The organism is Pseudoduganella sp. GW821-FHT11H04, from assembly GCF_058807935.1.
This window is the reverse complement of sequence record NZ_JBXARE010000007.1, coordinates 258,086-274,653: the sequence shown is the minus strand read 5'-3', so window position 1 is coordinate 274,653 and position 16,568 is coordinate 258,086. Positions and strand designations below refer to the sequence as shown.

At 61.5% G+C, this 16,568-nt stretch carries 15 protein-coding genes; 2 read left to right on the top strand and 13 right to left on the bottom strand.

Translation table 11 applies throughout. The features are described from left to right. Positions 1 to 24: 24 nt before the first annotated feature. The 5 genes from AC1RTP_RS17775 to AC1RTP_RS17755 form a co-directional block, all read right to left on the bottom strand. The gene (locus AC1RTP_RS17775) at positions 25 to 1,260 is read right to left on the bottom strand and encodes a malic enzyme-like NAD(P)-binding protein (RefSeq protein ID WP_498609066.1); all 1,236 of its coding nucleotides are present in this window, start codon (positions 1,258 to 1,260) and stop codon (positions 25 to 27) included. A gap of 106 nt (positions 1,261 to 1,366) precedes the next feature. Beyond that, entirely contained in the window at positions 1,367 to 2,650 is a 1,284-nt protein-coding gene (locus AC1RTP_RS17770; protein WP_498609064.1) for a Glu/Leu/Phe/Val family dehydrogenase, read from the bottom strand. Between the two features lie 247 nt (positions 2,651 to 2,897). Next, positions 2,898 to 3,860, bottom strand: a complete 963-nt coding sequence (locus tag AC1RTP_RS17765; protein WP_498609062.1) for a LysR family transcriptional regulator — start codon at positions 3,858 to 3,860, stop codon at positions 2,898 to 2,900. Positions 3,861 to 3,870: 10 nt separating this feature from the next. Further along, positions 3,871 to 5,121 (bottom strand): MFS transporter, encoded by a 1,251-nt coding sequence (locus tag AC1RTP_RS17760; RefSeq protein WP_498609060.1) that lies wholly within the window; start codon positions 5,119 to 5,121, stop codon positions 3,871 to 3,873. Then, on the bottom strand, positions 5,121 to 5,546 hold the full coding sequence (locus AC1RTP_RS17755) for a MarR family winged helix-turn-helix transcriptional regulator (protein WP_498609059.1): 426 nt from the start codon (positions 5,544 to 5,546) through the stop codon (positions 5,121 to 5,123). Before AC1RTP_RS17755 ends, AC1RTP_RS17760 begins: the two co-directional genes overlap by 1 nt. A 98-nt stretch (positions 5,547 to 5,644) precedes the next feature. Here AC1RTP_RS17755 and mepK point away from each other — a divergent pair, with 98 nt between their 5' ends. Beyond that, a complete protein-coding gene (mepK, locus tag AC1RTP_RS17750; protein WP_498609057.1) occupies positions 5,645 to 6,181 on the top strand; it encodes a peptidoglycan L,D-endopeptidase MepK in 537 nt (178 codons plus the stop codon). Between the two features lie 2 nt (positions 6,182 to 6,183). On the opposite strand, the gene AC1RTP_RS17745 is transcribed toward mepK, so the two are convergent. From AC1RTP_RS17745 to AC1RTP_RS17720, 6 genes are all read right to left on the bottom strand, one after another. Beyond that, positions 6,184 to 6,987: a M23 family metallopeptidase gene (locus tag AC1RTP_RS17745; protein ID WP_498609055.1), complete on the bottom strand. Its 804-nt coding sequence runs from the start codon at positions 6,985 to 6,987 to the stop codon at positions 6,184 to 6,186. A gap of 11 nt (positions 6,988 to 6,998) precedes the next feature. Next, a complete protein-coding gene (locus AC1RTP_RS17740; protein WP_498609053.1) occupies positions 6,999 to 7,886 on the bottom strand; it encodes a L,D-transpeptidase family protein in 888 nt (295 codons plus the stop codon). Positions 7,887 to 8,008: 122 nt separating this feature from the next. Continuing rightward, complete coding sequence (locus AC1RTP_RS17735) at positions 8,009 to 9,709, bottom strand: DEAD/DEAH box helicase (RefSeq protein ID WP_498609051.1); 1,701 nt, start codon at positions 9,707 to 9,709, stop codon at positions 8,009 to 8,011. A 313-nt stretch (positions 9,710 to 10,022) separates the two neighbouring features. After that, positions 10,023 to 11,150, bottom strand: a complete 1,128-nt coding sequence (locus AC1RTP_RS17730) for a hypothetical protein (protein ID WP_498609049.1) — start codon at positions 11,148 to 11,150, stop codon at positions 10,023 to 10,025. 6 nt (positions 11,151 to 11,156) lie between these two features. Then, positions 11,157 to 11,345, bottom strand: a complete 189-nt coding sequence (locus AC1RTP_RS17725) for a type II toxin-antitoxin system antitoxin (protein WP_498609047.1) — start codon at positions 11,343 to 11,345, stop codon at positions 11,157 to 11,159. 5 nt (positions 11,346 to 11,350) lie between these two features. Then, entirely contained in the window at positions 11,351 to 12,211 is an 861-nt protein-coding gene (locus tag AC1RTP_RS17720; protein ID WP_498609046.1) for an SPFH domain-containing protein, read from the bottom strand. A 143-nt stretch (positions 12,212 to 12,354) separates the two neighbouring features. Between AC1RTP_RS17720 and AC1RTP_RS17715 the strand changes: the two genes are divergently transcribed. After that, the gene (locus AC1RTP_RS17715) at positions 12,355 to 15,189 is read left to right on the top strand and encodes a DUF2135 domain-containing protein (protein ID WP_498609044.1); all 2,835 of its coding nucleotides are present in this window, start codon (positions 12,355 to 12,357) and stop codon (positions 15,187 to 15,189) included. A gap of 1 nt (position 15,190) precedes the next feature. On the opposite strand, the gene AC1RTP_RS17710 is transcribed toward AC1RTP_RS17715, so the two are convergent. Beyond that, positions 15,191 to 15,934 (bottom strand): hypothetical protein, encoded by a 744-nt coding sequence (locus tag AC1RTP_RS17710; protein ID WP_498609043.1) that lies wholly within the window; start codon positions 15,932 to 15,934, stop codon positions 15,191 to 15,193. Continuing rightward, on the bottom strand, positions 15,931 to 16,467 hold the full coding sequence (locus tag AC1RTP_RS17705) for a sigma-70 family RNA polymerase sigma factor (protein ID WP_498609041.1): 537 nt from the start codon (positions 16,465 to 16,467) through the stop codon (positions 15,931 to 15,933). Before AC1RTP_RS17705 ends, AC1RTP_RS17710 begins: the two co-directional genes overlap by 4 nt. Positions 16,468 to 16,568: the final 101 nt, after the last annotated feature.

Sequence of the window (16,568 nt, the reverse complement as noted above, 5' to 3'; positions counted from 1 at the left end):
TGCTCGACCTGACCCCGACTTTTATTACAGGAGGTGCTTGCCGAGCGCTTCCAGGCGCTCGAAGTACTCGGTCATGCCCAGTTCTTTACGGGCTACGCCGCTCTGGATCGCTGCTTGCGCGATCTTCGGCGTGACGGTCGGCAGCAGGCGATCGTCCAGCAGGCCAGGTACCACATAGTCCTTGCCGAAACGGACATCGCTGCGCGCCAGGCCGGCCAGGGCGGTCACGCATGCGCGCTTCATGTCCTGGTTGATGGTGGTGGCGCCAGTGTCCAGCGCGGCGCGGAACAGGTATGGGAAGCACAGCGCGTTGTTGATCTGGTTCGGGTAGTCCGAACGGCCGGTGGCGATGATCGCGTCCGGCGCCACTTCACGTACCAGTTCAGGGCGCAGTTCCGGCTCTGGATTGGCCAGGGTGAAGACGATAGGCTGCTTCTTCATGCTCTGCACGTCCGCTTGCGACAGTACGCCAGGGCCGGATACGCCCAGGAATACGTCTGCGCCCGCGATCACGTCGGACAGGGTCGTGGCCGTGGTGTCCTGCGCCCAGTCGGCTTTTTCGCCGGTCAGGTTGCGCGCCTTGGTCAGCACGCCTTTGGAATCGCAGACGAAAATATTCTCGCGGCGCGCGCCGATGTCCACCAGCAGTTCCAGGCACGCGATTGCCGCTGCGCCGGCGCCGGAGCACACGATCTTCACGTCGGCGATATTGCGGCCGGTCAGTTCCACGGCGTTCAGCATGCCGGAACCGACCACGATGGCGGTGCCGTGCTGGTCGTCATGGAATACGGGAATGCTCAGGCGTTCACGCAGCTTGCGCTCGATATAGAAGCACTCTGGCGCTTTGATGTCTTCCAGGTTGATGCCGCCGAACGTAGGGTGCATGGCGGCGATGATGTCGACCAGCTTATCCGGATCGGTTTCGTCCAGTTCGATGTCGAAGGAATCGATGCCTGCGAATTTCTTGAACAGGATGGACTTGCCTTCCATGACCGGCTTGCCGGCCAGTGCGCCGATATTACCCAGGCCCAGAACCGCGGTGCCGTTGGTGATCACGGCCACCAGGTTGCCCTTGGCCGTATATTCGTATGCCAGTGCGGGATCGCGTGCGATTTCCATGCAAGGCGCCGCTACACCTGGCGAGTAGGCGAGGGCCAGGTCGTCCTGGCTGCCTACGCTTTTGGTTACTGCAATTGCCACTTTGCCTGGCGTTCCGGCCTTGTGGTACTCAAGCGCCTTTTGTTCCAGAGTGCTGCTCATTCAGTACTTCTCCTTTTGTTCTGCGAAAAACGCCCGCTTCAAGCCATGATGGCCTGAGCGGGCGTGCTTTGCAGGGCGCTACGCGGGCGCCCTTGCAAGAGTGTGATTATGGGTACAGGCCACGTACTTCGCGGGCAGCCAGCACGCGCGAGCATGCCAGGATGAAGGTTGCGGTGCGCAGCGAAACCTTCTTCTCTGCTGCCACTTCCCATACGGAGTTGAACGCGTCCTGCATGATGCGGGTCAGGCGTGCATTGATTTCTTCCTCGCTCCAGAAGAAGGAGGAGAAGTCCTGCACCCACTCAAAGTAGGACACGGTCACGCCGCCGGCGTTACACAGTACGTCCGGAACGATCAGGATGTCTTTGTCGTTCAAGATGTCGTCCGCTTCAGGAGTGGTTGGGCCGTTGGCGCCTTCCAGGATGATCTTGGTACGGATCTGGCCTGCGTTCTTTGCGGTGATCTGCTGTTCCAGTGCTGCTGGCACCAGGATGTCGGACTCGATGCCCCAGAATGAATCGCGGTCTTGGGTCGCTTCTGCGCCGGCAAAGCCAGCCACGCCGCCGGTTTCGGCTACGTGCTTGTGCAGTTCAGCGACGTTCAGGCCGCCCTGGTGCACTACGGTGCCGGTGTGATCCTGCACTGCGATGATCTTGGAGCCGGCATCAGCGAACATATTGGCAGCGATGCCGCCCACGTTGCCGAAGCCCTGGATTGCAATGCGCGCGCCCTGGATTGCTACGCCGCGCTTTGCTGCCGCTTCACGGCCGGTCACGAACACGCCGCGGCCGGTTGCTTCACGACGGCCCAGCGAGCCGCCCATCGAAATTGGCTTACCGGTGACAACGCCGGTCGACAGGTTACCTTCGATCATGGCGTAGGAGTCCATCATCCAAGCCATCACCTGTTCGTTGGTGTTGACGTCCGGTGCAGGGATATCCTTGGTTGGGCCGATGATCAGGCTGATCTCGCTGGTGTAGCGGCGGGTCAGGCGCTGCAGTTCACCTTTGGACAGGGTCTTAGGATCGACACGGATACCACCTTTTGCGCCACCGTATGGCACGTTGACGGCGGCGTTTTTCACCGTCATCCATGCCGAAAGGGCCATCACTTCCGACAGGGTTACGTCCTGGTGGAAGCGTACGCCACCCTTGCCAGGGCCGCGAGACATATTGTGTTGAACGCGATAGCCTTCGTAGTGGGCGATCGTGCCGTCATCACGTTCGATTGGAACGTCGACAACCAGGATGCGCTTTGGACGCTTGAGGGTTTCTACCCAGCGGGACAAGTTGCCCAGGTGAGGGGTGACGCGATCAATCTGTTTCAGGTACTGGCCCCAAGGACCGAGATCGTCGGCGTTGAGGTAAGAAGGCAAGGCGTGGTTGGTCATTATGTGACTCGCTCAGTTGTTCGGTAACGCGGCGAATCTTATTCCTGCCCCCTTGCCGAGGCCAATGCCGAGTGCGCATTCGGTTATGCAAAATTTGCATAACATGTCGGAATGGCATTTTTTTGAACCCAAACTACAAACCCTCCGAAACCGGTAATGCGGTGTCAGACCCGCAGGGTCAGACACCGGTACGCGGCCGCCGCAGGCTGGTGTCTGACCCTGCGGGTCTGACACCGGTTTGCCGGTTTTAGCGGTCCGACGCAGGAATGCGCCGCTTGGCCGAAGCCGGCTTTTGTTTTTCCGCCAAGTGCTCCCACAAGCGCGCGACAATGGCCTTCCCAGGCCGTTGCGCGTTTGGCCGCTCGCGATACAGCCGGATCTCCATCTCAATCTCGAACTCCGAGCGCCCATCGCCAGCAGGCGCCAGCAGCTTCTGTTTGATCTCCCGCGTCACCGCCGACTCAGGCAGGAACGCAATCCCGCGCCCCTCTAACGCCATCATCTTCAAGCCTTCGGCCATATCGGTTTCGTAGTGCGTCTCAAGATGCAAAGTCTGCTTGGCATCCGACACGATCAGGTCAACCATGCGCCCAAGATAGGCATTGGTGGTGTAGGAAAGGAAGGGCAGCGGAGATGTCTTCCGCCCTGGCAGCACAAGCTCCGGCTGCTTCGCCTTGTCGCAGCGCGCGTAAGCACGCAAAGCCTCGCGCCCCAGCACCAGCATGTCGTAGCGTCCCGGATCAAGCTGCACGGGCTGCCGTGGATGGTGATAGCAAAGCAGCAGGTCGCAGCCGCCTTCCACCAGCTGCAGCACCGCATCGTGCACGTTCAACGCCATCAGGCGCGAATTGATCGGCGCGAATTCCTCTTCCAGCTGCGTGATCCATTTCGGGACAAAAGTCAGCGACAGGGTGTGCGGCACGGCGAGGTCGATGCTGTTCTGCGCCGCCGCTCGCTTGCCGCGCAATAGCTCGCGCACGCCGTTGATCTGGCTTAGCATTTCCAGCGCCTGTTCGTAAAACACCAGCCCTGCCGGCGTCACGCGCGTCGGGTAGGAAGTACGGTCGATCAAGTCCATGCCGAGCCAGTTCTCCAGCGACTGGATGCGCCGTGAGAACGCGGGCTGCGTTACGTGACGCAGCTGCGCGGAGCGGCTGAAGCTATTGGTTTCGACCAGGGAGATAAAGTCTTCCAGCCATTTTGTTTCCATGTTCGCGATCCTAGGCGGAGGTAATGCGGCGCATCGGGGTGAATAACAATGCGAGCGTAGCGCAAACCACCAGCACCACGCCACCACCGATGAACATTTCCGTCAACGTCACGTGCAGCATGATCCAGCCGGTGGCAGCCGACGACAGCGGCGCAAGCCCGAACAGGATGAACATGAAGATGCTCATGATGCGTCCCATCATCTGCGGCTGCACACGCTTCTGGATCCAGGTAAACACGGCCACCTGCACCAGGCCGACCAGCGCGCCGAGCGAGAGCAGTAGCAAGCCGCCTTGCCACGCGGCGGTGATCAGGCCGAGCGGCATAAGGAGAAGGCCCGCCATCGCATCGACCGATAAGGCAAGCAGGCCAATGCGCATTGGGCGGCCAGCATTGTGTTTGGCAGTCATGCCGGAGAAAGCCATCCCCGCCAGCATGCCCGCGCCGTGCGCCGCCATCAGCATGCCGAAGGCGGAACCGTCTTGCAGGCGCTCCTTGGCCAGTACGGGCAAAGCCACCTGCATGGTGCCGCCGATCAGCACAGAGACCAGGCCCCAATAAGCGAAGCATGTGCGCATTTCCACGTCGCGCCATACGGCCAGCAAGCCTTCGCCGACAGCGTGCAGCACGTTTTTCTGCACGGCCGGTGCGGCGCCAGGCAAAGGCACGACGCGCGACAAAGTCCAGGCGGAGACGACGAAGCTCAGGCTGTCGACGCTGAACGCGAGTCCCAGTGCGCGCATGCCGCCGTCGTTGCCTTCTGCTTCACCGATGGCCAGCAAGAGCGCGGCCAGCAGCGGTCCGGCCAGCATGCCGACCTGGCGCACGGCCATGGTCGCGCTATTGGCGGCTTGCAGAAGGTCCGGCGGCACGGAGCGCGGCATCATCGACGTGGCGGATGGGAAGGCAAATGCTTGCGCCAAGCCGATGCCAAGCGATAGCGCATACACCATAGTCAGCGTTGCAGTGCCTGTCAGCGTGAGCACGGCGAGGGTGCCGAGCAGCAGGGCGCTGGCGTGCTTGGTCAGCATGAAGACGCTTTTTGGCGAGTAGCGGTCCACGACTGCGCCGCCAACCAGGATGAATATGGCGCGCGGCGCGCCAAGCAGGGCCAGTACCAGGCCAAGCGAGAGCGGGTCGCCTGTCAGTTTCAGCACCAGCCAGGGCAGGGCGATCAGGGTGAACTGGTCTCCAACCATGGACAGCGTACTGCCGGCTATGAGCCAGCGGAAGTTCGAATTATTTTTGAGGGTCGGGGTCATTATTGAGGTCCGATCAGGTTTGCGAGAACGGCGTTCAGCGGCGCCAGTTCATCATCTTTTGAGTGCCGCAGCAGGTCCGCTGCGTATTCGCTGGCGGTGCGTTGGGCATTGTCCAGCAGGGCATGGCCGGCGGCTGTGATGACGGCATAGCCGACGCGCGCATCGCGTTCATCGGCCTGGCGCGCGACCCAGCCGGTTTTCTCCAGCGGCAGCAGGGTACGGGTGACGCCGGAGGCGGTCAGGCCCAGGCGTTCGGCCAGGTCGACGCGGCGCAGGCGGCCGCCAGGCGCGTTGGCCAGGCTTTGCAGCAGCATGAAGTCGCTGAAACTCAGGCCGTGGTGGCCGCCCAGGACGGTGTCCAGGCGGCGAATAATGGTGGCGTGGGCGCGCGCGAGGCGCAGGCAGAATTCGAGTGCGTTGTCCATGATTTGTATTTGATTGATACTTGAGTAATCAAGTATATCGAAACTTCTTGCCGCGCGCCATAAAATCTTTGAATCGGCGTCAGCGGTACACTACAGGCATGAATCAGCGCAGATCATTCCTCAAGAGTTCCGTCGCGCTGGCATCGGCGCTGGCCCTGCCTTCTTTGGCTCGCGCGGCTGTCGCAGCGCCGCATGAACGCAGCCTGCGCTTCTACAACACGCACACCGGCGAGACGCTGCGCACCATGTTCTGGGCCGAGGGGCAGTTCATCCCCGAGGCACTGCAGGACATCAACCACCTCCTGCGCGACCACCGCAACGACAAGGTTTCAGCCATCGATCCCGAATTGATTTTGCTGCTGGATCGCGTCAGCTCGCAGTTCAGTAACAATGAAGTGATCCATGTGATATCGGGTTATCGTTCGCCTGAGACCAACCAGCTGCTGCACGAATCCACCGGCGGCGTGGCGAAACACAGCATGCATTTGGAAGGCAAGGCGATCGATGTGCGCATACCCGGGCGCGACCTTGAGCGTCTGCATAAGGCCGCGCTGGCATTAAAGGGCGGCGGTGTTGGCTACTATCCCGACTCGCAGTTCGTGCATATGGATACGGGGCGGGTTCGCCACTGGTGACGTCATTGGCGGCCCATCAAAGGGTACGGGTTGACTGGCTTTCCCTGCCACCAGTTCTTGCCTGGCCCAAGTTCAAACATGGCGAAGTGAAGATGCGGCGTTGCAGGATTGGCGTTGCCGGTCGTTCCCACATAACCAATCACATCTCCGCGCTTGACCTGCTGGCCTTCTTGAAGGTTGCTGGCGTAGTGGTCCAGGTGGGCGTAGTAATAGGAGAATTTTTCGCTTGGATCGAACTGGTAGATCGTCAAGCCGCCGGGTTTGCTGGTGAATAGCTTGGCGATTTTGCCATCGGCGACGGCATACACCGGCGTGCCGTTCGGCGCGAGGATGTCGAGCGCCTCGTGCATGCGTTCCGTACCGCGTGGCTGGCTGTAAGTGTCCTGCAGTTGCGCCGACTTTACGCCGGCGACAGGGATCAGGAGGGACGAGCCGGCGCCGCTGGCAGCCAGGCCGCCGATGCCGCTGGTATCGGCGCCTTGCATCCCGGCGAGCGAATCGCCGGCCGCTTTGCCGGGTCCGGGCGCCGTTGGCGCGGGGCCGCCGGCGGTGCGCTGTTGCTCGTCAGGCTGGGCCTGGGCGGGCGTGAGCGCGGGCGAAACCGAGGGTGCGCGATCGACGGCTGGCGGGCTCGCAGGCGGGCTGGCGGTGTCGGTCACCTGTGGTGCCAGCTGCTGTCCGGCGGGGATGGTGATGGTTGCTGTTTCGCGTGTGTCGAGGGGAACGCGGCTTAACAGCAGCAGCGTACCCCCGGCACCAAGCACGATGCCGATGATCAGGGTTCCAAATACGCTTACTGGTCTCATGATGGCCTCCGTCATTCCCGCAGCACGGCTGGCGTCCCCGGTTTGATGGCATCAGCGACGCGGGTCACGTCCCAGTTGGTGAGGCGTATGCAGCCGTGCGACTGCGTTTTGCCGATCTTGCCCGGCTCCGGCGTGCCGTGGATGCCGTAGTGCTCTTTCGATAAATCGATCCACGCCACGCCGACCGGATTATTCGGCCCTGCGGGAATAGTGGCCTTGTTGTCGCCTGGCCGCGCATCCCAGAATAGTTGCGGGTTGTAGTGGAAGGTGGGATTGCGAGACACGCCATTGACCTTCCAGTTCCCGACTGGCAGCGGGTCATGATCGCTGCCGGTACTTGCGGGCATTTGCGCAATCACCTTGCCGCCCGCATCGAGCAAGGCAACGGTACTGGCGTTGCGGTCCACCACAAGGCTGGCCGCTTGCGGCAGTGCTTGCGAGGCGCCGACGTTTGGCACCATGATCTGTGCGCCCGCTTGCTCGATGTCCTTGCCGGGATTGAGCTTGCGCAGCAGGGCGGGGCTGGAGTGGAAGCGTTCTCCCAGCGCCTCCGCCGCGCTGGCGAATCCCAATGCCTGCAGCTTGGCCTTGTCCGCCATTTCTTCAGGCACCGGCTCGAAAGGCCCGGCGACGTCCGCTTCGCTCACGGTGTAAGCGACCAGCACAGGCTGGTTGTCGTCCAGCGCAGCGAGCGTGGCGTTGTCCGCTTTGCCGGTCTGCGTCAGGTTGTGTGCATGCTGGAATCCGAGCAAGGCCTGCCGCGTATTGCCACCTGCGGCGCCGTCGATCTCTCCAGGTGAAAAATTGGCCCGGTCCAGCAGCACCTGGACGCGCACGGTTGGGGAGGGCGATTCCGGAGCCGCGTGCGCGCCCGTGCTGGCTAACAGGAGGGCGATCAAGGTTGTTCTCATGGGCGCAGTGTCGCGCTGTTTTCGAGGTCGCTCCGTTCGGTAACGTACAAAAGAAAAAGGCCGCCAGGTTGCCCGGGCGGCCTCGTTTATTGCTCGCTAGCGCTTAGAGATTAGCGATCGCCCCATGGGCGGCGCGGTGCGTCGGTGCGTGGGCCTTTGAAGCCGCCGGCATCGCGGTCGCGGTTGCGGAAGTTGCTCTCGCCGCGCTCACGGAAACCGCCGCCCTCCTTGCGGAAGCCGCCTTCGGCCGGGCGCTCAGCACGGAAGCCGCCGCCGTCAGCACGGTTGCGGAAGCCGCCTTCAGCTGGACGCTCCGAACGGAAGCCGCCTTCGGCAGGACGCTCGGAACGGAAGCCGCCTTCATTACGGTTGCCGCGGAAGCCGCCATCCGAACGCTCGGTACGGAAACCGCCTTCAGCGCGGAAGCCGCCTTCGTTGCGATTGCGGAAACCGCCTTCTTTACGCTCGCCGTTGAATGGATTGCCTTCGCTGCGATAGTGGCCGCCTTCCGAACGTGGGTTCGAGAAGGAACGCTGGCCTGGCTTGCTGTTGCGGCCATCGCCTGGTTTCCAGCCTGGACGCGTCGCGGAGCGCGAAGGTGCTGCACGCTTAGGCTCGAAGCCCTCGATCACTTCGACCGGGATAGGCTGGCGGGTCAGGCGTTCGATACGGCGCACCAGCATGTTTTCAGCATGGTTCACCAGCGATACGGCGACACCGTTGCGGCCAGCACGGCCGGTACGGCCGATACGATGCACGTAGTCTTCCGGGAACTTGGGCAGGTCGTAGTTGAACACGTGGGTGATGTTCGGAACGTCGATACCGCGTGCTGCCACGTCGGTCGCGACCAGTACCTTCACGTTACCGCGGCGCAGGCCGTCCAGGGTGCGGTTACGTGCGCCCTGGTGCATGTCGCCGTGCAGCGCAGCGGCGGAGAAGCCAGCGATGTTCAGGCGGTCGGCGATCGTGTCGGCGTCACGCTTGGTGGCGGTGAAGACCACTGCCTGGTCCATGGTTTCGTCGCGCAGCAGGTGGTCCAGCAGGCGGTTCTTGTGCGACAGGTCGTCCACGAAGTGCACGCGCTGTGCGATGTTTTCGTGCTTGCTGGTGGCGGTGTTGATCTGGATGATCAGCGGATCCTTGGTGATGCGGCGGGCCATATTGCCCACCACGCCGTCCAGGGTTGCCGAGAACAGCATGGTCTGGCGCGATTCAGGCGTAGCGGCAACGATCTTCTCGATGTCTTCGATGAAGCCCATGTCCAGCATGCGGTCGGCTTCGTCCAGCACCAGGATTTCCAGTTGCGAGAAGTCGATCTTGCCTTGATCCATATGGTCGATCAGACGGCCTGGAGTGGCGACCAGGATTTCCGGGTTCTTCGCCAGCAGTTGCATCTGTTTCGGGTAAGGCATACCGCCCAGGATGGCGACCGATTTGATCTGGCGCAGGTGGGAGGTGTACTTGGTGGTGTTGGTGGTGACTTGCAGGGCCAGTTCACGGGTTGGGGTCAACACCAGCATTTTTGGCTGGGCAGGGCGGAAGCGCGGACGCTCGCCACGGGCGCGCGCCGACTGGGCTTCCTGGGCTGGAGTCTTGCCGGCGCCGGTGTACGGTGCGCTGGCCAGGCGGTGCAGCGATGGCAGCATGAAGGCCGCGGTCTTGCCGGAGCCGGTTTGCGAGGAAACCAACAGGTCCTTGCCTTCGATCGCTGCAGGTACTGCCTGCTGCTGGACTGGCGTAGGCGCGGTGTAGCCGGATTCGGTCAGTGCGTTGAGGATGGACGTGTGGAGACCAAGTGCTTCAAAAGTCATGTATTTCTTTCGTAAAAAGCGAAAAAAGCTACGCTAAACCGGTACGAAACGACTCTATTTTTTGTATAGAAATTTCGGCACAAAAGCTTTGCGCCGGGACGGTGTCATTGGACTACGACACACAGGGCGGGGGGGCTTTTTAGGCGGCATCCAACATTTCAGGATGCGGCAGATAGTTTTCGCGAAGCTGCTATTTGTGTTGTTATTTTCAGCTGCGTTATTGTGTTGCAGCGCACAAGCGGTGAATTATACATGGAATCTCGGCCGCGCGGAAGTTTTCTATTTGATTTGCGGCAGAGCAATATTGCATTCCTTAGGGCGAAACCGAGAAGTCGAGGGCTTGCTTGCCGATCCACTGGCCTTCAAGCTTGTCGCCTTTGATGGTTGCCCGGATCAGGGGCTGGGGCGTATCCGTGCTTTCTGCCTCGGTTAGCTCGACGGTGTTGCCATTTACCTTGCCGCTCAAGCGGATGGGTTTGCGGTACTTGTTGTAGAAGTAGCTGCCGGAGACCGAGCCGTCTTGGCTTGGGCGGGACAACTCGAAGGTGATCGCCGCCTGGCCTACGCGGCCAAACAGGAACTGCTGATACGGCTCGACCGGGAAGGTGATTCGTGGGCCGCCCATCAATAGATACTTGCCGTAAGGAGTGAAATGCGGCGCAAGTTCGGTGATCTTATATGTGATTGCCTGGTCGCCGACTTCGTCCAGTGCGTGCATGGCGTGGTTGCTGCAGCGGCCGAACAGAAAGGTAATGGACTCTTCCTCGATTTTCACCGGGAATACATCCTGAATGTAGAAGTTGGCGTAATCCGGCGTGCGCATGGAGTCCATGCAGTGCTGGTACATGTCGATGGATTCGGTGATGCGCGATTCCTCGTCGTCCTGTTTGTTGTCGGTCCTTGCTTGCGGCCAGGGCGTGGCGATGTGCTGCTTCTTGCGGTTGGCGGCGCCTTCTTTATTCAGGCCAGCGATGGCCTTGCGGTACTGGTCCAGGCGCTTCGGATTGTTTTGCTTGAACAAGGCGGCGCGGCCTTGTAGCGTGAAAATGTCTGATGAAGAAAATGGGCGGCCCGTTGCTGCGTCGAAGTTGTACTGGTCCCAGTGGTGCTCGCAATAGGCGCCGCAGCCTTCATAATCGAATTCGATTGCCAGCACGCGCGCGTCTTCACGGGTTATCGCATAATTGATCTCAGAGGCGGGAAGCGGGCCGTCCTGCTCGTTAGCCATCTTGATCGGATCGGTGTATTTGGCCGGGGCAGGTTGCCCGGCCATGCCTAAGAAGATCGAATGATTAATGCGCGCATCGCGCTTGGGATTGCCGGAGACGACGTAGGGCAGCGATCCGTTGAAGCTAACTGTCTTGATGTCGATGGGAGTAGGCTGCGCGGCTGGCGCGAGCCCAGGCGACGCCGCGAAAATACAGGCAATCAATTTAAGCATGTCGGCTTACTCTTCGTCGGATGGCGGGGTATTTGATGATTTCGGCTTGATGCCCCGGCGAGCCAGCGCCTCGCGCAGCAGGAACTCGATTTCCGCGTTCACGCTGCGCAAGTCCTGGGAAGCCAGGCGTTGCAGCTCATCCCACAACGCCGGGTCGATCCGCAGGGGGAACGCTTTTTTGCCGGGGCTTGCCATCTTGCTTAGTTATACAGCGTGCCAGTGTTGACGATTGGCTGGGTTTCTTTGTCCGAGCACAGGACGACCAGCAGGTTGCTCACCATGGCCGCCTTGCGTTCGGAATCCAGTTCCACGATTTCGCGCTCGGCCAGGCTATGCAGGGCTGCTTCGACCATGCTGACGGCGCCGTGCACGATCTTTTGGCGCGCACTGATGATGGCCTCTGCCTGCTGGCGGCGCAGCATGACTTGGGCGATTTCCGGCGCATAGGCGAGGTGTGTCAGCTTGGCGTCCACGATTTCCACGCCGGCGGCGGCAATGCGATCGGTCAGTTCCGCCCGCAGCGCATGGGCCACTTCATCCATGCCGGAGCGCAGGGTAGTCATGCCTTGCGGCAGGTCTTCACCCTCGTCGTAGGCGTATTGGGAGGCCAGGTGGCGGATGGCCGCTTCGGCCTGCACGGCGACGTAGCGCTCGAAATCATCGACGTCGAACACGGCCTGCGCGGTATCGCGCACGCGCCAAACGATGGCGGCGGAAATCTCGATCGGGTTGCCGCGCTTGTCGTTCACCTTCAGGGTTGGCGCGATCAGGTTGCGGGCGCGCAGCGACAGTCGCTTCTTGATGTAAAGAGGGAAGGCCCAGCGCAGGCCCTCGCTGCGGTCGGTGCCGATGTAATGGCCGAACAGCATCAGCACAGCGCTTTCATTTGGCTGCAGCATGTACAGGCCGGGCGCCAGGAAGATCGCCGTCACCGCGCACACCGCAGCAAGCGCCGGCTGGAAGGCGCGCAGCATGAGGAAGGCAAGAATCGCCAGCGTAATCACTACGATCAGGGCCAGGTAGCCGCTGTAAGACGAGAACTGCTTTTCATTGCGGGTCATGATCAATCCTATGTGAGGTAAATCAAAGTGATATCACTTTAGTCTCACTTTTTCGTGTTGTCAAATTATTCTCGATTGTTTAACCCCTTTTCCCCGCGCCAGACGATTCCTGTTCAAGAGCATTCACTTTGAAGGGAGACATCATGTTGGCGAGGCTCATTTTGGCGTTGTGCATGCTGGTCGGCGGCCTGGCCCAGGCGCAGACGCCGCCTTTGGTCAAGGCGCATATCAATAACAGGGAATCGCCGGTCCGCGTGCAAAGCGCCGCAGTGGAAACGGTCATTTCCGGAGGCATGGCGGAAACGTCCGTCAAACTGGTTTTCTATAATCCGAACGCTCGCCAGCTGGAGGGGGAGTTGCAATTCCCACTGGCGGAGGGCGAGCAAATAACAGGCTTTTCACTCGACATCGATGGGGACATGCGCCCGGCGGTACCGGTCGGTAAGGAACGCGGGCGGCAAATCCTGGAAGCGGAAGAGCGGCGCCGTATCGATCCGGCGCTGCTGGAGCAAACCCATGGCAATAACTTCAAGTTGCGCATCTATCCGATTCCGGGGCGTGGCACGCGGACTGTGGAGCTCAAGTATGCAGCGATGCTCCCACGCCAGCAAAAGAACTGGAGTTATCGCCTACCTTTGAAGCAATTCATGGTGCCGGTAGCGCTGGAGGTGCGCGTGATGGGTGGTGAAGACGCGCCTGTCGTCGTGGGGCAGGCCGAGAGCTTCGTCGTGGTGAAGGGCGGCTGGCAGTACGAGGCATCCAAATCGAAGGGGGACTTGATCGTGCGTGTGCCGGCGGCGCAGGAGAAAGCCCGAACATACGTGGAGGAGTTCAACGGCCAGCAGTATTTCCTGGCCGAGGTGCCGGTGCCGGCGGAGCGCAAGCTACGGGCCTTGCCGAAAGTGGTGGGCGTGCTGTGGGATAGCTCGGGCTCCGGTGCGGATCGTGTGCTCGCGGCGGAATTGCGCGTGCTGGGAAGCTATCTTGACGCAGCCGGCAACGTGGAAGTGCGCCTGGTGCGGCTGCGTGATAAGGCCGAACCGGTGAAAGTGTTCAAGCTGGCGAAGGGGCAATCGGGCATCCTGATTCGCGAGCTGGAGTCGACCGTTTATGACGGCGCCAGCGCGCTGGCCGACTGGCAGCCGCAGGCAGACGTCGACGAATATCTGCTGTTCAGCGACGGCTTGCGTAACTATGGCACTGGCGTGTTCCCGCAACTGGCGAAAGGCCGTCGACTATTCACCCTGAGTTCTGCTGCCGGTGCCGATACTGCGCGCCTTGCGGCGTGGGCGGGCGTGAATGGTGGCCAGCATATCGCTATCGATCCAACTGACGCCCAGCATGCGTCGCAGGAATTGCTGACAGATGGCGCCAGGGTGGCCAGCGTGACGGGCGCTCCTGGCGGTGATGTCGTGTTCGATGAAAGCCAGGTTACGTCGGGTATGTTGCGCGTGGCGGGAAAGGTCCGTGGCGGAACGCCACTGGCTATCGCGATTGACAACCTGGGCAAGAAGGTTGACATCAGCATTGATCCAGCGGGTCCTAAGGCAACGCCGCATCCGCTGGCTGCATGGTGGTGGGCCAACCGCCGCATCGCCCAGATGGAGGGCAACTATGAACTCAATCGCGCGGCAATCCGCCGACTTGGAATGGAGTTCGGCCTGCCGACCCGCGAGACATCGTTGCTGGTGCTCGAGCGGCTCGAAGACTATGTGCGGCATGATGTGACGCCGCCGGAAAAATTCCGTAAAGCCTTCGAGAAGATGCGTGCGGAAAATCGCAGCATGCTGGCGGGTGAGCGCTCCAAACACCTGGACAGCGTGGTGCGGGAGTTCGAGGCGCGGATCGCGTGGTGGGAAAAGCCGTTTCCCAAGAAGCGTCCGCCCGCGCCAAAGAAGGAGGCGCCCGACACCCTCGACATGAGGGTGGAAGCGCCGCCACCGGCTCCGGCCCCGGCGCCAGCGTTCGGGGCGTCGAGGATGCGTGCCGCGCCGGCTGCGATGGCCGAGCAGGCGATAATCGAAGACAAGGCTGATTCAGCGCCGATCAATGGCGGCGCGACTGTCAGGTTGAAGGCGTGGCAACCCGATGCGCCTTATACCGCCCGCATGCGTAAGGCAGCGGTGGGCGATATGTACCGCATTTACCTCGATGAGCGGCCATCGCACGCAGGCAGCAGCGCCTTCCTGCTGGACGTGGCAGGACTGATGCTGGAACGCGGGCAGCGCGAGTTTGGTTTGCGGGTGCTGTCCAACCTGGCCGAGATGGACCTGGAGAATCGCCATGTCCTGCGTGTGCTGGCATATCGCTTGATGGAAGCTAATGCCCCTCAATTAGCCGTGCCATTGTTCGAACGCGTTCAAGAGTTGGCCGAGGAGGAGCCGCAATCCTTCCGCGATCTTGGTCTCGCCTTCGCGGCCAGCGGCCAGGAGCAGCGTGCGATCGAGCAGCTTTACCAGGTGGTGCTTCGGCCATGGGATTTCCGCTTTGCGGACGTGGAGCAGATTGCGCTTGCCGAGCTGAATTCAATCGTGGCGCGGGCCAAGGCGGCAGGGCGCGTGCTCGATACGCGCGGCATGGATTCTCGATTGCTGCGCAACCTGCCGGTGGACTTGCGCGTGGTGCTGACCTGGGATGCGGATAACAGCGATATGGACTTGCACGTTATCGATCCTGATGGCGAGCGCGCATATTACGGCTATCCTTTGACGTACCAGGGTGGCCACATGTCGCGCGACTTCACTGGCGGATATGGGCCGGAAGAATTCATGCTGCGCAACGCGAAGCCAGGCGTTTATCGCGTAGAAGTCAATTACTTTGGCAGCGCGCAGCAGATTGTGACCGGGGCCACGACCTTGCAGCTGCACTTCACCACCGGCTTTGGTACTGCGAAGGCGGACGACAAGATGGTGACGCTGCGGCTGCAAGGGCAGGGCAGCACGGTGCTTGTCGGCGAATTCGAGGTGAAGCCGAAGTAGGCTATTCCAGCGCTTTCAGGCGGTCTGCCAGGGTGTCCGGAACCGGGTACTCAGGGTAGGCTTTCCTGAAGCGCTTCCACTGCTCGGCGGCTGGCCCGGTTTCGTCAGCATCGAGTAGACGTTCGATTGATTGCAGCCATTCCTTGGGGCTTTCTTGGGAAGCATCTATGCCGGGGGCGGGTGCCTGACGCGCGCGCGCAGCGGATTCCGCCACCGGGGCTGGGGCTGGAACTGGACGGGGCGCGTACTCTGGCGTTGGCGCAGCCGCAGCCACTGGCGCCGGGACCGGGACCGGTGGTGGCGGTGGCGAAGCCTGCATCTCCAACTTTGGCGCCGGCATTGCATCGAGCTTTTTGTCGGCCACGACGGCGCTCGGCGCAGCTGATTCGAGATTGGCCGGCGGCGGTTCGAGCATTGGCGCTTCTTCCGCGATGATGCGCGTTTCCACTGGCACAATCTCTTTCTGCTGCGTGGTGCGCCACACGGGCAACAGGATCATGATGCCGGCCAGGCTGGCTGCGAAGGCCAGCGGCGCGCGGTAGCGACGCAGCAGGCCTGGGTGCGGCGCTTCGGTGGCTGGATCAGTGGCCGGATCGTTGGCAGCATCTGGGCCGGGAACCAGGTCTTTCTGAATTTGGGCGAAGATGGCCGCATCCAGCTCCGCGGACGGCTCCGGCTGCGGCATGGCGGCCAGGCGGCGCACCAGCTCAGCGTCTTCGAAATCGTCTTTGTCGACTGGCGTCATGCCGTCTCCTCCTGCTTGAATTGCTCGCGCAGCTTGCGCATGGCATAGCGCAGGCGGCTCTTCACCGTCTCCGCAGGTGCGGCGACCACCAATGCAATCTCATCGATGCTCAAGCCGCTGAAGTGCTGCAGCACCAGGGCTTCCTTCTGCTCCGCTGGAAGATGGCGAATGGCCGCGTGCAGGGCCAGGTTCTGCTGGCGGCCCAGGGCCGTTGCTTCGGCCGAGTCCTGCACGGATTCCCAGTCGCCGCAATCGTCGATATCGGGCTGGCGCTGCAGGTCGGCCAGGCGGTTGCGGCCGATCTGGAACAGATAGCTGCGGAAGCTTCCCTGCGCAGCATAACGCGCCCTGGCGTGATGCACCGCCAGCCAGGTTTCCTGCGCCACCTCATCCGCCCACTCAGTCCGCCCGCTGCGCCAGGCCAGGAAACGGTACAGGCCACGGCTATGGCGCCGGTACAGTTCCTGAAACGCCGACAACTCGCCATCGCGATAGCGCAGCATCAAGTCGTCGTCGGATTGGTCGGGAAGCATGGCGCACACTTTATTCAATTAGTTAATGCTACGCAAGCCGCTAAGAATTTGAAAGTCGGGGTCAGGTCGAGCAAACGGACAAAGCGCATGCGCTTTGTCCC

Bases quoted from the DNA above. Each gene is read 5' to 3' on its own strand.
- AC1RTP_RS17710 (WP_498609043.1), bottom strand. From the start codon at position 15,934: ATGACGCCAGTCGACAAAGACGATTTCGAAGACGCTGAGCTGGTGCGC.
- AC1RTP_RS17760 (WP_498609060.1), bottom strand. From the start codon at position 5,121: ATGACCCCGACCCTCAAAAATAATTCGAACTTCCGCTGGCTCATAGCC.
- AC1RTP_RS17765 (WP_498609062.1), bottom strand. From the start codon at position 3,860: ATGGAAACAAAATGGCTGGAAGACTTTATCTCCCTGGTCGAAACCAAT.
- AC1RTP_RS17720 (WP_498609046.1), bottom strand. From the start codon at position 12,211: ATGACCCGCAATGAAAAGCAGTTCTCGTCTTACAGCGGCTACCTGGCC.
- mepK (WP_498609057.1), top strand. From the start codon at position 5,645: ATGAATCAGCGCAGATCATTCCTCAAGAGTTCCGTCGCGCTGGCATCG.
- AC1RTP_RS17735 (WP_498609051.1), bottom strand. From the start codon at position 9,709: ATGACTTTTGAAGCACTTGGTCTCCACACGTCCATCCTCAACGCACTG.
- AC1RTP_RS17730 (WP_498609049.1), bottom strand. From the start codon at position 11,150: ATGCTTAAATTGATTGCCTGTATTTTCGCGGCGTCGCCTGGGCTCGCG.
- AC1RTP_RS17770 (WP_498609064.1), bottom strand. From the start codon at position 2,650: ATGACCAACCACGCCTTGCCTTCTTACCTCAACGCCGACGATCTCGGT.
- AC1RTP_RS17775 (WP_498609066.1), bottom strand. From the start codon at position 1,260: ATGAGCAGCACTCTGGAACAAAAGGCGCTTGAGTACCACAAGGCCGGA.
- AC1RTP_RS17705 (WP_498609041.1), bottom strand. From the start codon at position 16,467: ATGCTTCCCGACCAATCCGACGACGACTTGATGCTGCGCTATCGCGAT.
- AC1RTP_RS17715 (WP_498609044.1), top strand. From the start codon at position 12,355: ATGTTGGCGAGGCTCATTTTGGCGTTGTGCATGCTGGTCGGCGGCCTG.
- AC1RTP_RS17755 (WP_498609059.1), bottom strand. From the start codon at position 5,546: ATGGACAACGCACTCGAATTCTGCCTGCGCCTCGCGCGCGCCCACGCC.
- AC1RTP_RS17725 (WP_498609047.1), bottom strand. From the start codon at position 11,345: ATGGCAAGCCCCGGCAAAAAAGCGTTCCCCCTGCGGATCGACCCGGCG.
- AC1RTP_RS17745 (WP_498609055.1), bottom strand. From the start codon at position 6,987: ATGAGACCAGTAAGCGTATTTGGAACCCTGATCATCGGCATCGTGCTT.